This window comes from Mycoplana sp. BE70, from assembly GCF_031455855.1.
Taxonomy (GTDB): domain Bacteria; phylum Pseudomonadota; class Alphaproteobacteria; order Rhizobiales; family Rhizobiaceae; genus Mycoplana.
In genome coordinates, this window is record NZ_JAVDTM010000013.1 from 122,043 (window position 1) to 135,640 (window position 13,598).

Annotated in this window: 9 protein-coding genes; 2 read left to right on the forward strand and 7 right to left on the reverse strand. The window is 64.6% G+C overall.

Annotated elements, in window-relative coordinates; genetic code table 11:
- Positions 1-34: 34 nt before the first annotated feature.
- A complete protein-coding gene (locus J2Y48_RS21505) occupies positions 35-1,111 on the reverse strand; it encodes a D-alanine--D-alanine ligase family protein (protein ID WP_310422303.1) in 1,077 nt (358 codons plus the stop codon).
- A gap of 23 nt (positions 1,112-1,134) precedes the next feature.
- Here J2Y48_RS21505 and J2Y48_RS21510 point away from each other — a divergent pair, with 23 nt between their 5' ends.
- Entirely contained in the window at positions 1,135-1,296 is a 162-nt protein-coding gene (locus J2Y48_RS21510) for a hypothetical protein (protein ID WP_310422306.1), read from the forward strand.
- Positions 1,297-1,374: 78 nt separating this feature from the next.
- Here the strand turns inward: J2Y48_RS21510 and secD are convergent, their stop codons facing one another.
- The 4 genes from secD to J2Y48_RS21530 form a co-directional block, all read right to left on the reverse strand.
- A complete protein-coding gene (gene secD, locus J2Y48_RS21515; RefSeq protein WP_310422309.1) occupies positions 1,375-3,918 on the reverse strand; it encodes a protein translocase subunit SecD in 2,544 nt (847 codons plus the stop codon).
- A 105-nt stretch (positions 3,919-4,023) separates the two neighbouring features.
- Positions 4,024-4,473: a hypothetical protein gene (locus J2Y48_RS21520; protein ID WP_310422312.1), complete on the reverse strand. Its 450-nt coding sequence runs from the start codon at positions 4,471-4,473 to the stop codon at positions 4,024-4,026.
- Between the two features lie 130 nt (positions 4,474-4,603).
- Complete coding sequence (locus tag J2Y48_RS21525; protein WP_310422315.1) at positions 4,604-8,269, reverse strand: AAA family ATPase; 3,666 nt, start codon at positions 8,267-8,269, stop codon at positions 4,604-4,606.
- Complete coding sequence (locus J2Y48_RS21530) at positions 8,269-9,546, reverse strand: DNA repair exonuclease (protein ID WP_310422318.1); 1,278 nt, start codon at positions 9,544-9,546, stop codon at positions 8,269-8,271. The genes J2Y48_RS21525 and J2Y48_RS21530 overlap by 1 nt, the downstream gene beginning before the upstream one ends.
- A 184-nt stretch (positions 9,547-9,730) precedes the next feature.
- Here J2Y48_RS21530 and J2Y48_RS21535 point away from each other — a divergent pair, with 184 nt between their 5' ends.
- Positions 9,731-10,210, forward strand: coding sequence for a MarR family transcriptional regulator (locus J2Y48_RS21535; RefSeq protein ID WP_310422377.1), 480 nt, complete (start codon positions 9,731-9,733; stop codon positions 10,208-10,210).
- Positions 10,211-10,315: 105 nt separating this feature from the next.
- Here J2Y48_RS21535 and J2Y48_RS21540 read toward each other — a convergent pair whose 3' ends face one another.
- Together J2Y48_RS21540 and J2Y48_RS21545 are read right to left on the reverse strand one after the other, a co-directional pair.
- Positions 10,316-12,508 carry an esterase-like activity of phytase family protein gene (locus J2Y48_RS21540; protein WP_310422320.1) on the reverse strand — a complete coding sequence of 731 codons (2,193 nt, stop codon included), beginning with the start codon at positions 12,506-12,508 and terminating at the stop codon, positions 10,316-10,318.
- A gap of 90 nt (positions 12,509-12,598) precedes the next feature.
- Complete coding sequence (locus J2Y48_RS21545) at positions 12,599-13,519, reverse strand: DMT family transporter (RefSeq protein WP_310422323.1); 921 nt, start codon at positions 13,517-13,519, stop codon at positions 12,599-12,601.
- Between the last annotated feature and the right edge of the window lie 79 nt (positions 13,520-13,598).

Here is a 13,598-nt window from a genome sequence, read left to right on the forward strand (position 1 = left end):
GCCGCACGATAACCCGCAATGAGCTAGCCCGTCCTCAGGTCGACCGGCCGTCACGCGCAAGCCCATGCGCCACCAGCCGGTCGATCAGTTCGGGATAACTGATGCCGCTTGCGGCCATCGCCTTCGGATACATGCTGATGTCCGTGAAGCCGGGGATCGTGTTGACCTCGTTCAGAAGGAATCGCATGTCCGGCGTCAGGAAGAAGTCGACCCGAGCCATGCCGTCGCAGCCAACCGCTTGGAATGCCTTCGCCGCAACGTCGCGGATCCTGTCCTCGATCTCCTGCGGCAGCTCGGCCGGGACCTTTAGCGCTGCACCATCCTCGTCGATGTACTTGGCGTCATAGCTGTAGAAGCCATGGCTTTCAGCCGGCACGATTTCGCCGGGGCGGGAGACGAAGAGACTGCTATCCGGGCTCTCGAGCACGCTGCATTCGATCTCCCGTCCGCGGACGAACTCCTCGGCCAGCAGCTTGTGGTCGTGGATGAACCCTTCGGCGAGCGCCGCCTCGTATTCCGCTTCGCTGGAAACCTTGCTGACGCCGACGGAGGAGCCCTGCCGTGCCGGTTTGATGAACACCGGAAGCCCGAGCGCGTCCCGCAGCTCGGCAAAAGCCGGTGCTGCGCCGTCGTGGATCGTGACGGAGCGCGCAACAGGCAAGCCCGCCTCCTTCAGCAGCCGCTTGGCAATATCCTTGTCGAGGGCTGTGGCCGAGCCGAGAATGCCGCAGCCGACCAGCGGCACGCACGCGACCTCGGTGAGCCCCTGCACCGAACCGTCCTCGCCGTGCTGTCCGTGCAGGACCGGAAACACGATGTCGACCTTCGGCAGCTCGTAAGGTGCGCCATCGGTCGGGATCGCCATCAGTCGCCCATATCCGCCGGAGACGAGGCAAACCTCCGTACCGCTCGACGGCTTCTCCAGTTCGCCGCCGTTGAAACGGCTCATCAGCCATTGCCCGTCACGACTGACAAATATGGGAACCGCATCATATTTCGCAGGGTTCAGCGCCCGCATGACGTTGGTGGCGGAAAGCACGGATACATCATGCTCGGCCGAACGCCCGCCAAACAGCACGAGGATACGCAGTCGTTTCGAAGAATCAGCCATGAACGCCCCTTTTGGATTGGTATATGCCTACACCAACATTCAGCAAAAAACGGCGTGATTTGGACGTTGTTGAATCAGGTGACGCGGGACTCGATTTGGTGCGCCGCGCCGCACTGAGCAATTCCCTCCCCGCGCTCGACGCCGTTCAAGGATGGAACCGTTTGTGGGAATTAAAACCCGAATGAACCGCCGCCAGGACGGCTGCAAAGCCGGTGTCTACGACCGGCTTTGCTGCTGGAAGGCGGGCGCCGGAGCGCCCCTCCTCATTTCTCCTCGAGGGCTGCCTGCCCCTCTGCCGCGGCGGGAAGGCGGCCGCCTTCGCGGTCCCTCCACCAGCGGGACAGGAAGAGCAGGATCGGACCGCCGATATAGATCGACGACGACGTGGCGACAACGACGCCGAAGATCATCGGCCAGGCGAACGGCTTGACCGTGTCGCCGCCCCAGATCGCCATCGGCAGCAGGCAGACGACAACGGCGACGGAGGTGAAGATGCATCGCATGATCACCTGGTTGATCGACAGGTCGATCAAGTCGGAGAACGGCATCGACTTGTACTTGCGCAGGTTCTCGCGCATGCGGTCGTAGACCACCACCTTGTCGTTGACCGAGTAGCCGATCAGCGTCAGCACCGCGGCAATCGCGGTCAGGTTGAAGTCGATCTGCAGCAGCGAGAAGAAGCCGATCATCTTGGTAATGTCGAGGATCAGCGTCGCAATCGCACCGACCGCGAAATGCCACTCGAATCGCCACCAGATGTAGAACAGGATCGCCAGCATCCCGAGGCCGACGGCGAGGAAGCCGGATCGGGCAAGTTCGGAACTGACGGTCGGGCCGACCACCTCCGTGCGCTCAAAGCTCGCATCCGGAATGACCTCCGCGACGCCCTGGCGCATCTGGTTCAGCGCGGCCGTCTGCACCTCCTCACCACCGGGCTGCCGTTGGACGCGGATCAGCACCGAGGTGCCCTGGCCGAACTCCTGCAGCGCCACTTCGCCGAGATTCAAACTGTCCATCTTCTCGCGAACGGTGGCTAGATCGATCGGCGTCTTGGACGTCGCCTCGACCTGGATGCCGCCGACGAAATCGATGCCGTAGTTCAGGCCGGGGGTGAAGAAGAGAATGATCGAGCTGACCGAAAGGACGGCCGACACGCCGATCGCGACAAAGCGGCCGCGCATGAAGGAGAAGCTCGGTATGCTCCGAACAGCGCCGATGATCGAATGGATATAGATCGTCTTCATCTTGCGGCGAACCACCACCTCGCGCATCAGCAGGCGGACGACGGTGATCGAGGTGAACATCGAGATCGCGAGGCCGATGATCATGGTGATCGCGAAGCCGCGCACCGGACCGCTACCGAACATGAAGAGCAGGATCATGCCGACCATCGTCGTCATGTTGCCGTCGACGATGGTCGCGTAGGCCTTGTTGAAGCCGACGTCGAGCGCCTTCATGGCGCCGGAACCCGACGCCGTTTCCTCGCGGATACGGGCGTTGATGAGAATGTTGGCGTCGACCGCCATGCCGATGCCGAGGATGATACCGGCGATGCCGGGCAAGGTCAGCGTCGAACCGAGCAGGCCGAGAGTGCCGATGGTCATGACGGTATGCAGGATCAGACCGACGACGGCGATCAGGCCCCAGGCGCTATAGAGGCCGACCATCAGGGCGACGACGAAGGCAAGCCCGGCGAGACCCGTATAGAGGCCCATGCGGATCGAATCGCTGCCGAGGTTCGGACCGACGGTGCGCTCCTCGATGATCGTGAGCGGGGCCGGCAACGCGCCCGAACGCAGCAATGCCGAAAGGACCGTTGCTTCCTGGGGGGTGAAGTTGCCGCTGATCTGGCCCTGGCCGCCGAGGATCGGCTCGCGGATGACGGGCGCCGTCAGCACCTTGCCGTCGAGAACGATGGCGAATGGGCGGCCGACATTGGCCTTGGTGATCTCGGCGAACTGACGCGCGCCGGTCGTGTCGAAGGTGAACGAGACGATCGGCTCGTTGGTGCGCTGGTCAAAGCCGGCCTTGGCATCGGCGAGACGGTCGCCGGAGATCGTGACGCGGTCCTCGACCGCATATTTCTGGCCGTCATTGGCGCCGGGAAGGATGCTCACCCCGCGCGGCGCGACGCCGTTCGGATCGACCGAAGCGTCCAGCATATGGAAGCTCATTTGCGCGGTCGAGCCGAGCAGCTGACGAAGCCGGGTCGGATCCTGCAGGCCGGGAAGCTGCACGAGGATGCGGTCGCCGCCGACGCGCTGGATCAGCGGCTCGGCAACACCGACCTGGTCGACGCGGCGTCGGATGATCTCAAGGCTCTGGTCGACGGCAGCCGTCATGCGGTCGTTCAGGCCGGCCTCGGTCAGAGTGACGTTGATGGTGGTGCCCGAGGTCTGGACGTCGATGTCCGGGGCGCTGGCGCCGAAGCCGAGCGCGCCCGCCGGGGCGGCCAGCTTGCGCACTTCCGGCAGCACCTTGTCGAAGGCCGCCTGGTCGGTGGGCGTAATGACGAGCGTATTGCCGGCCAATCGCGCGCCCGACGCGCGTTCGCCCGCCGTGCGCAGGATACCGCGCACGTCGTTCAGCAGGACGTCCATGCGCGCCTTGGCCAGCGCCGCCGAATCGACCTCGAGCACGAGGTGCGAACCGCCCTTCAGGTCGAGACCGAGGGTTACCGGCTTGGCGGGCAGGTAGCTGCCGAACTTCTCCAGCTGCACCGGAGTCAGGATATTGGGAACGGCGGTCAGTACGCCGAAGAAGATGATGGCGAGATAGGCCGTGAGGGCCCATTTGGATGTGCGCATGGAATGTTCCGCTTCATGTGCGAAGGCGCCTTGGCAAACAGCCTTGCAGCGCCGGGTATCGTCGGAAAAATGCGGCGCCTAAGCGCCAGCTTTGGCCGTTCGGCCTTAGAGGAGACGCGCTGGGGGCGCCCTGCCCTCGAAATTGTGCCGTGGCGTGCCGGCCGGATTGGCATCGGCGAATGATACCACCACCGGAGCGTCGAGCCGAGCAACAACGGGTAGGAATCCGCCGGAAACGGCGAAAGCCGGATCGGTGGAGGGACCGCCACTGCCGGCTGACTTGATCTTGGCGACACGTCGATCGCCGCCATTCGAAATCAGCCAGTTGTCACTGCTGCTCGCCCCGCCGCCAGCCGAAAGTGGCCGCGGCAGCGCGCCGCGGTTGGCCGCCCTTTCGGCTGTGGTACGGGTCACCGCCGGCTCTGCACCGGATCTGAATGAGATCTTGCGCTCGAGGGTGACGAACTGGCCGACGACCAGCGCAAGCATGAGAAGGAGCGCACCGAGGAGTCCCCGCTGCCCTTCCCTTGCGACACTCTGCTGCTGATCCGTCATACCCTCTGCCCGTCGACGCTTCGGACTAGGCGCGAAGCATCGTGCCAAGAACCATTGGCGGTCCGTCAAGTCAACCCCGGGGCCGGTTTTGGACCGGTGATCGCGCCATTTCCCGCGTCGGTTGCCCACCCTAGAGATCGTGGATGACCACGTCGGGGCATGCTTGTCGCGCGATGTCACGCAGGTGCTGGTGGTGCGTCAGGTAGATGACCTGCCCGACCTCAGACATGTCCGCCATCAAGCGGAACGCATTTAGCGAACGGCCGTCGTCGAAGGTTTCCATGATGTCGTCGGCGATGAAGGGCAGAATTTCGCGATTGGCAGCGACCTCGTGGTAGCCGGCGACCCGCAATGCAAGATAGAGCTGGAAGCGCGTCCCCTTGGAAAGCTCGCGCGCGAGCTTCGTGCCTCCGGCGGCAGCGGTAGCAACAAGCACCTCCTGCTCCTTCTCCATGACCGTGGACAAGCCGCTGTATTCGCCGCCCGTGATCGTGCAGAACGCGTTGGAGGCATGGCGCATCATCGCGCTGCGGTGCCGCTCGCGATAGAGCCGCAGTGCGGCATCGGCAGCCGCAATGCCCGCCCGGGCGGTGAGATAGCCCTTTGCCCGGTCGGCGAGGTCGATGATCAGCGTGCGGCGCCGCTCCTCGAGCGCGGCCACCCTGCCATCCCCGCCGATCGCAGCCAGCGCGTCAGCCGCCTTTGTCCTTGCCGTGTGCAGGTCGCGGACTTCGCGGTCCTGATCCTCGTGCACCGACCGGAGGAGGCCAAGTTCCGAAAGGATTCCGGCCTCGTCAGTTGCCGCAAGCTCCGCTTCCGCCGCGTCCGCCGTCGGCGTCAGCATGCTGCGTGCCAGATCATGCGCAGCCTCGTCGGCGCGCTCGCGCAGGTCTTCGCGCTTGCGATACTGGTCCAAGGCATAGGACGCCTCCGTCAGCGTTTCGCAGTTGAGCGCCGTGCAGATTTCTTTCGCGCGCTGCTCGTGGATCGCCAAACGATGACCGAGCTCGTCTCCCTCCCGCTCAAGCCGTTCGAGATCAGCCTGGAGACGCTGGCGGCGGGCCTCCGCTTCCGTGGCTGCCCGCAGACGGTTTGCCAGCGCCAGCACCAGCGCCAACGGATCCGCTGGGCGATCCTCGCCCAGCGCATCGGCAAGCTCGTCCGCCATGCGGCCATAATCCGCCTGGTCGCGGCGCATGCCATCGATCCGGCGATCGAGATCGCGCCGCGAATCGACAAGCCGCGCGACGGCGTGAACGACTGGCAACAGGGCGCCCGCCCGCGAAGCGTCGAGCGCGACGCCGCCACTGGAAAGCCAGGTATCCGCGCAGGCCGTTTCCCACGCCGCTGACCAAGCCTCGATCTCCACCTCGGCCCTTTGCCGAACAGCCTCCCGCTCGGAACATCGCGCCTCCGCCTGCGCCAGCACCTCCAGCGCATTTTTGCGTCGCGCAAGACCTTCGCCCAGCGCGGTCGCGTGATCTTCCGCCCGCACCAGAAGCACATCGATGTCGGCAGCGGTTGGATCGGGCGGCTCTGGCTGAGCGAGCATCTGCGATAGGCGTACCGCCAATTCGGTCGCCTCGCGCCGGGCGACGGCAAAGGCGGCAACACGCTCCGCAAGAAGGTCGGCGGCAGCGATTGCCGAAGTGCGGCGGCCGAGCCAGGCTTCAATGGCTTCCAGCTTCGCATGCGACCACTCGAGCGTGACAGCGATCGCCTCCATGTCGAGCGCCTCGTCGAGGTCGGCATCCGTCTCGCAAACGGCAGCAACCGGTGAAGCCGCAGCGCTCAGCGATGCGGCAGCGACGACGGCCGGACGGCGCGGCAGGACGTGGACGGCAGCCTCGCCTACTGCGTTGCCGCCGCGATGCCGGACGTCCGGCCATCCCAGCTGCGCAGCGATAGCCCCGATCCGTTCGGCGAGCGCATCCGCCTCGTCGCGGACATCACCGAGGTCGGTGCGCAGCACCTCCAGCCGGGCCTCGTTTTCCGCCATCGCCCGCTCGGTCAGGCGCAATTCCGACAGGCGCTCCGCCTGCGCGAGCCGTAGCGCAACGGCAACGTCGTCCTTCCGCAGCGCGTCCTCGAACCGATCGGCCGTCACCACATCGAGCGCCGCGCGGTGCGCGTTCCAGGCCGCATCACGCGACGCGCGCAGCGTGGTCGCCTCATCGTCGCCGACCAGCGCCCCGCTCTCGCGCAGCCGTTCGACCCCTGCGCGCTGGACGGCAAGTTCCTGCGTCACGGCACGCGCCAGTTCAGCGGCTTTCATCGCAGCATCGCCATGACGTCGCGCCGCCTGCCTGAGGGTTTCGAGCGCCTCCCTGCCGGGGACGTCCAGCGCCCTGAGCACCTCAATATCGCCCCTCCACGGCGACAACTGTCCCAGGTTGCCCCCTAAGGTAGCCTGAGCGACGGCCACATCTCGCTCGGCATCCCGCAACCGCGTCGACAGCGCGTTGAGCTTGGCCGTTCGCACCAATCCCATCAGCATGGTGCGATCGTCGTCGACGCCCGGATGTGACTCCGCGCCCTCAAGCGTGGCCGCGGTCGCACGCGCATCTTCGCGGGCACGCATGGCTTCCTCGGTTTCGCGCAGTGCTGCCGTGACGCGCTCTTCCAGCCCGGACCGCCGCGCGAGCAGCTCGGAAAGCGCCTCGGCCCTGTCCGGCGAAAGCACCAGCGACAGCGCGTCGATGCCGGCCGGCAGCCCGAGCAGGACCCACTTTTCGGCAATCTCGGCATCGACCCGGTCGCGTTCGGCGATGCGCCCCGCCAGGTCCATTTGCGCCGTGCGGTAGCGTGCCTCCAGTGCCGAGCCGGCAAGCGACGCGATCGTCCCTTCAGCGGCGAGCACTGCGGGATCGGAAACGATATCGTTGAGTTCCGCGCGGCGCTGCTCCCGCTCTGCGGTCAGCCGATCCCTTCGGGCGGACAGTTCCACCCCATCCCGCAGGAGCTGGCCAACGAGCGCGGTCCACTCCTTGGGCGGCGCCTCTCCGCCATCGAATTCAGCAAGGCGAGCCCGAATATCCCTCAGCCGCACGAGGTGCGGCATTGCCGCAAGCCGTCGCTCCAGGGCCTTGATCGCCGCATCGGTCTGCGCGCGCGCCAGTTGCGCGGCTTCGTAGCGTTCGGTGGATGCCGCCAGCTCGCGCGTCAGCACTCCATAGTCCCGGGCGGCGACGTCAAGCGCCTTGCGCTCCTCGCGCAGCGCCTCGATCTCGGCCTTTCTCGTCGCGACGTCGTGTTTGCGCGCCTGCGGACGGAAGAATGCGTCCGCTTCGGCCTTCAGCCGGTCCAGTGCCTGCCCGATGTCCGAGAGGCCTGAATTTGCGGAAAACAGCAGCGCGCCGAGTTCGCCCTCGCTCTTGAGGATGCCTTCGCCGCCGCGCTCGATGCTGTCGTCATCAAGCGAGAACATCATCCTGTACGCCTGGCGATCCATGGCGCCGAGAACCGGCGCAAACAGCGCCTCCGGCAGAATTCGATCGTCCGGTCCGACCAGCGAACCCTGGCGTCGCTTCAGCCGGACGATCTCCTGGTCCTCGGACCCAATCGCGATACTGCCGCCGATCCGCATCGTCGCATACGGATGGAGGAAGTCGTAGGCGCTCTGCGGCTCGATGCCAAAGAGCAGGTCGAGATAGGCGGAAAAAAGCGTCGACTTGCCGGCCTCGTTCGGGCCGTAGACGAGGTGAAAATCGGGCTCCCCGGATTGGGGCGCACCGAAATCGAGCTGCTTGTCGGTAAACTTGCCGTAGCGGGAAAGGTCCAGCCGGTTGAGACGCATCAGGCACCGTCTCCTTCGCGGACCGCTGCCAACCGGGGCAGGATCTCCGCCACGCCGCGCTCGGCCGCATGCGCCAGCAGCGCCGATTCAGCCGCCTCGTCGGCCCCGAGAAGATCGCGAACCTCGCGCGGCAACTGCGACATGAGACCCGTCAACGTCTCGCGCAGTTCCTCCCGGTAGGCATGCGAAGGCAGGATTTCGCGTTCGACGAGCACGGCCAGTTCGGCGAGCGCGCCAAAGCCTTGCTGCGCGTCGTCGACCTGCGGCGAAACGACGGCAACCTCGGCGGCTTCGATCCAGCAGTTGCCGACGCTTTCGGCAACCGACTGCAGCTCGGCAGCCAGCAGGTCGTGGTCGCGGCGCAGACGCCAGCCGAGCGGGGTGGCGCCGAGAAGGGTGACCCGGCAGACGAGATGGTCCGCACGGGCTTCCGCCTTGGCTTGCTCCAGAGCGACCCGGACGCTGCGAAGCATCGACGGCCATTCCTCGGCACCGGCGAGATCGATCGAAACGCGCTCGAATGCCGCAATCGCCAGGAAATGCTCGTCGGCCGAGAAGCTACCGTCGTCATCGATCGTGACAAGGGTGACGGACTTCGCACCCGCCTCGTTGATGTCGCGGCCCTGGGGAATGCCCGGCATGACGATCATCGGGTGGTCGCCGTGGACGGCGCGCTGATGGATATGCCCAAGTGCCCAGTAGTCGAAACCGTGGCCCGCAAGATCGGCAACGCCTGCGGGAGCGTAGTTGTCGTGCCGGCTCGAACCGGCAAGGCTGGTGTGCAGCATGCCGATGTTGACGGCGTCCGGCACCGGTGCCTTGAAGCTCGGCAGCAGGCTCGCCGACGCGTGCGGCTGTCCAAAGCTGACGCCGTGCACATGGATCTCGCGGCCGTTCGCCAGGGCACCGGCCTTTACCGTCCGGCCACGCCCGTCGAAGACGTGGACGTTGTCCGGAAAGGTCAATTCGCGGGTGATCTGCGACTGCGCGTCGTGATTTCCACGGATGACGAAGACGCGCACCCCGGCCGCCTCCAGGCGCCGCATCTGGGCCACGAGAAAGAGTGCCGTCGTCATGGAGGTCTGCGAGCCGTCATACAGATCGCCGGCGATCAGGAGAGCGTCGACCTGCTCGCAGATGCTCAGGTCGACGATCCGCTCCAGCGTCCGTCGTGTCGCACCGCGCACAAGCGTCGCCAGTTCTTCGTTGCGCAGGGCCAGCGAGGCAATCGGCGAATCGAGATGAAGATCGGCGGTGTGGACGAAGCGGAAGGGCATGCCCGACATTCCCCCGCGTGTGTTGTCGGGTCAATGCTCGAAAGGGCGGATCCTCAGGTTATACGCTGCTCAATACTGTCAGCAGCATGGGTTAGCGCGCTTTGTTCAACGTTAGCGTTGAAACCAGACGCCCCGTGGCAATTCTTTTGACATGGTCCCTCAATATACCTATATATTCCATCTCATGAATGACACGATCGAACTCGCGCAGGGCATGTTCAAGCTCTACCATCAGGTCAGCCGTCTCGTGAACGAGGCCATGATGGATGAAGGCGTGTCGCTTGCCCGCAGCAAGTTCCTGTTTTTGCTTTCCTGCGAGGGGCCGCAGCGCTCGACAGATATCGCCGCGACGCTCGGTTTCGCGCCGCGGACCGTAACCGAAGCGATCGACGGGCTGGAGCGCGACAAGCTGGTTTTGCGCGAACCCGATCCAAGGGACCGTCGTGCGAAGATCGTTTCCATCACGGAAACGGGGCGCGCCGTCATAAACGCCGCCCTGGAGCCCAAAGAGAAGGTCGTGAAGGCGATCTTCGACATCCTGGAAGAGGGCCAGAAGGCTCAGCTCGCCGAAATTCTCGAATGCCTCAGCACGCGAACGCTGGAACTCCAGCGCGAACGGGACGAGGCCAGATTCAACCTGCCAGAGACGCGCGCCATGGACTGAAACGGGGCCGCCGCTCTAGGGCCGCTCAGGCAAACTGTTGCGACGCCGTCATCCGAAATACAAAGGCCGGGAGCCCCGCTCCCGGCCTTTGTGTTCTTGGTGCCATTACATCGCGTTCATCGGGCCGATGCCGAAGAACAGCGTCTCGCCCGAGGAACCATCGACGCCGTCGTTGTCGGTCACGACATAGCCATTGCCGGCCGCGTCGACCGTAAAGCCCTCGACCTTGTCGACGACATAGCCGTTCAGCGCCCTGAGATCAGGAATAAAGTCCCGCACCTCTTCCTTCTTGACGATCGGTAGCGCCTCACCCAACTTGGCAGGCTTCAGGTCCGACAAGGCAACCCGGAAGAGCTTCTTCAGCTTTGCTTCCTTGCCGATCAGGTTGTCGCGCTCGATGACATAGGCATAGTCGCCGTTGACAGTGATTTCCGACAGGCCGACCCAGCCCTTGCCCGCCTGCTCCAGCGGATAGCGGACGGCGCCCCATTCTTCGGTCGAGGGCTTGTAGGAGACGAGCTTGACGAAGCCCTTCTCGTCATCCTTCCATTCGCGCTGCACCGCCATCCACAGCACCATGTCGTCACCCTCGCCGACGCTGGTGATGCCCTCGAAGCCGAAGCGGGTCTCACCTGCGCGGAGCTCGGTAGGGATCGCAATTTCCTTCTTGATCTCGCCCTTCTTGTTCACGCGCAGCAGCGCGTTCGCATAGAGCTTGTCGGCATCGCCTTCGGAGGCGAGCCAGAAACCGCCCTCCCCGTCATTGGCGACACCTTCGATGTCGAGCTTTTGCGCCGGGGCGCCGTCACGAGTGATGGTGAGCTTGTCGGTGATCAGCGCCGGCGTCTGCGTTGCGTCAATCGTGAAGATCGCCGGATCGGACGAATAGACGGAATCGCTGACGGCATAGAGCTTTCCGGGCTCGCCTGGCACCGCAGCCAGGCCGGACAGCGCGCCAAAACCAACCGGCAAACCATCCTTGTCCGCCGACCTGATTTGCGGATAGGCCGCTACGCCTTCCGCGCGCTCGTAGATCATCACGTGCGAACGGGCGCCGCCGTCCTCGACGAGATCGGTCTCGTTTGCCGTCACGAACAGGTTGCGGCCGGGAATGGCGACCGCGCCTTCCGGACCGATGCCCGACGGCAGAAGCTGCAGCAGTTCGGGCTCCGCGTCAGTGTCCTTGTAGACCGCGACGATCGAGGCGCGTTCGGAAAGCACGAAGAAGAGGTTGTCATTGCCGAACGTCGCCGCTTCCAGCCCCTCCGGCTCGATACCCTTGGAGTTGCGCTTGTCCGGATAGTGGCCGATCGCAGCGATCGCGTACTCGAATGAGGGACCGCTTTCGTAGAGGACCTTGCCGGTCTTGTCGAAGATCGTGAAGCCGCGACTGCCGCCTTCGTAGTCCCCTTCGTTGGCAACCACCAATCGGTTGTCGTCCAGCCACTTCACAGCGTCCGGCTCGCGCTTCTGTCCGTCCTTCTTGCCGGTGAAGGAAATGGCGCCATCCTTCTTGGTGTCGATGTTCTTCAGGTCAACCGAGCCGGCCGAAAAGTGGCCCTTCACGGTACCACTCTTGGCGTCGATAATGACGATGTGGTTGTTCTCCTGCAGGGTCAGGGCGATCTCGTCCTGGCCATTGAAGGAAACGAATTCCGGCTCCGGGTCATCGCCGGCGATTTCGGCGAGCCCGGTCAGCGTGACGTGCTTGACCGTCGCGCAATCCGGCACGCCGTCCTTCAGCGACAGGATCACCAGATCGCCAGCCGGCATCTGCGGCAGCGCGCCGTCGTTCAGGTCCTCATCGCGCTCGTTCTCGATGGCGATTGCAGCAAGCGTGCCGTCCCTGTTGATGGCGATCGAATCCGGCTGGCCGCCGAGATCGCAGGTCGCTTCCGTCTTTCGCGTCGCAATGTCGACGGTCGCCAGCAGCCCGGATGGCTTGACGAAGCTCTCGCGAGTGTTGACCGCGACCAACGCCTTGCCGCCAACGACGGTAACCGAGGTGGGCTCGCCCTCGAAGGCGACCGTGCCGGCAGCCTTCGGTGCCTTCGGCTCGGTTATGTCGATGAAGCCGACCGCGCTCATCGGGCTGTCGGAATAGACCAGCGTGTTGCCATCTGCCGTTGCCGTGATGATTTCCGACGAGGTCGGCGCCTTGGGATCCACACCGTCGGGCATGTTGTCGGCCACGGCGAACGAGGCAATCCGGTTGAAGACCGGTTCGGCAGCGGCCGGAAAGGCAACGGATGCGAGAAGTACGGCGGTGAGCACCGTACCCAGTGATCGGTTGGTCATCAAATTTTCCCCATGTGTCGAACACGCGATAGATGCGGTTCTGCGCGATGGGGATGACAGGCGCATGACAGCGTCCTCCATTTGCACGGCCTATCCTCTCAAGCCGCGGGTCTCGGTCGCCATTCTCTCCCGCCGCATTTCGCTGCGCATGATGAAGAGCGATGCACCGAGGATCAGCGTGGCCCCCAGCCAGAGGTAACCGGCCGGCGCGTAGCCGAAGACCAGCCAGCCGGCGAAAACGTTGAGCGGCAGCTTCAGATCGTCGAACGGCTGAACGTAAGCCGCATCGGCCACCGTATAGGCGAGCGTGAGCAGATACTGTGCCAAGACCGTCAGCACGCCGGCAAAAACGAACAGGGCGAGCGCCACGCCGCTTGGCACCGCAAAACCGGCGGCGAACGCCAGTGCGCCGTTGATCGGCGTCAACAGCACCAGAAGCCAGATGGTGATGGTTTCGGGGCGCTCGATTGCGGTCAGGCTCTTGGTGATCAGCGAAGACACGCCCCACAACAACGCCGAAAGTATCGGCAGAAGCGCCGCCCAGGTGAACTCGTCCGTCCACGGCTGAAGGATGATCATGGCGCCGGCAAAACCGATGGCTGTGGCGGCCCATCGGCCGGGACCGACATGTTCACGGAGGAAAAGACGCGCACCGAGGATGATGAAGAACGGCGACGTCATTACCAGCGCGATGGCCTGCCAGATCGGGACGGAGGCCAGTCCGGCGACCCAGGCACCGACGCCGAAGGCGGCAAACGCAACTCGAACGACATGCCGCCAGGGATGGGCAGTGCGCATCGCCGCCAGCCCGGCCCGACGCAGGAAAGGTAGGGAGAAAACGAGTGCGAAGGCATATTGCCAGAAAGCTGCGGACGCGGAGGGAAAGCCGACCTTCATCGTCAGCCACTGCGTGACGACATTGAGGACGGCAAAAGCGATACCGGCAAGGACCATGAAGGCGGCACCGGCCATGGCCCGGGAAAACGGCAGGCCGCGAAAAGTCTGATTCATGTCATGCATCCCGAACACAGAGACCAACACAAATCAGGACGCATGAAGGCGAGACGACGGGCAGCCCCTGCCCTTCGTG

What these genes read in the sequence shown, in the direction of transcription:
- J2Y48_RS21540 (WP_310422320.1), bottom strand. Translation starts at nt 12,508, where the DNA reads ATGACCAACCGATCACTGGGTACGGTGCTCACCGCCGTACTTCTCGCA.
- J2Y48_RS21505 (WP_310422303.1), bottom strand. Translation starts at nt 1,111, where the DNA reads ATGGCTGATTCTTCGAAACGACTGCGTATCCTCGTGCTGTTTGGCGGG.
- J2Y48_RS21545 (WP_310422323.1), bottom strand. Translation starts at nt 13,519, where the DNA reads ATGAATCAGACTTTTCGCGGCCTGCCGTTTTCCCGGGCCATGGCCGGT.
- J2Y48_RS21520 (WP_310422312.1), bottom strand. Translation starts at nt 4,473, where the DNA reads ATGACGGATCAGCAGCAGAGTGTCGCAAGGGAAGGGCAGCGGGGACTC.
- J2Y48_RS21535 (WP_310422377.1), top strand. Translation starts at nt 9,731, where the DNA reads ATGAATGACACGATCGAACTCGCGCAGGGCATGTTCAAGCTCTACCAT.
- J2Y48_RS21530 (WP_310422318.1), bottom strand. Translation starts at nt 9,546, where the DNA reads ATGCCCTTCCGCTTCGTCCACACCGCCGATCTTCATCTCGATTCGCCG.
- secD (WP_310422309.1), bottom strand. Translation starts at nt 3,918, where the DNA reads ATGCGCACATCCAAATGGGCCCTCACGGCCTATCTCGCCATCATCTTC.
- J2Y48_RS21510 (WP_310422306.1), top strand. Translation starts at nt 1,135, where the DNA reads ATGCCTACACCAACATTCAGCAAAAAACGGCGTGATTTGGACGTTGTT.
- J2Y48_RS21525 (WP_310422315.1), bottom strand. Translation starts at nt 8,269, where the DNA reads ATGCGTCTCAACCGGCTGGACCTTTCCCGCTACGGCAAGTTTACCGAC.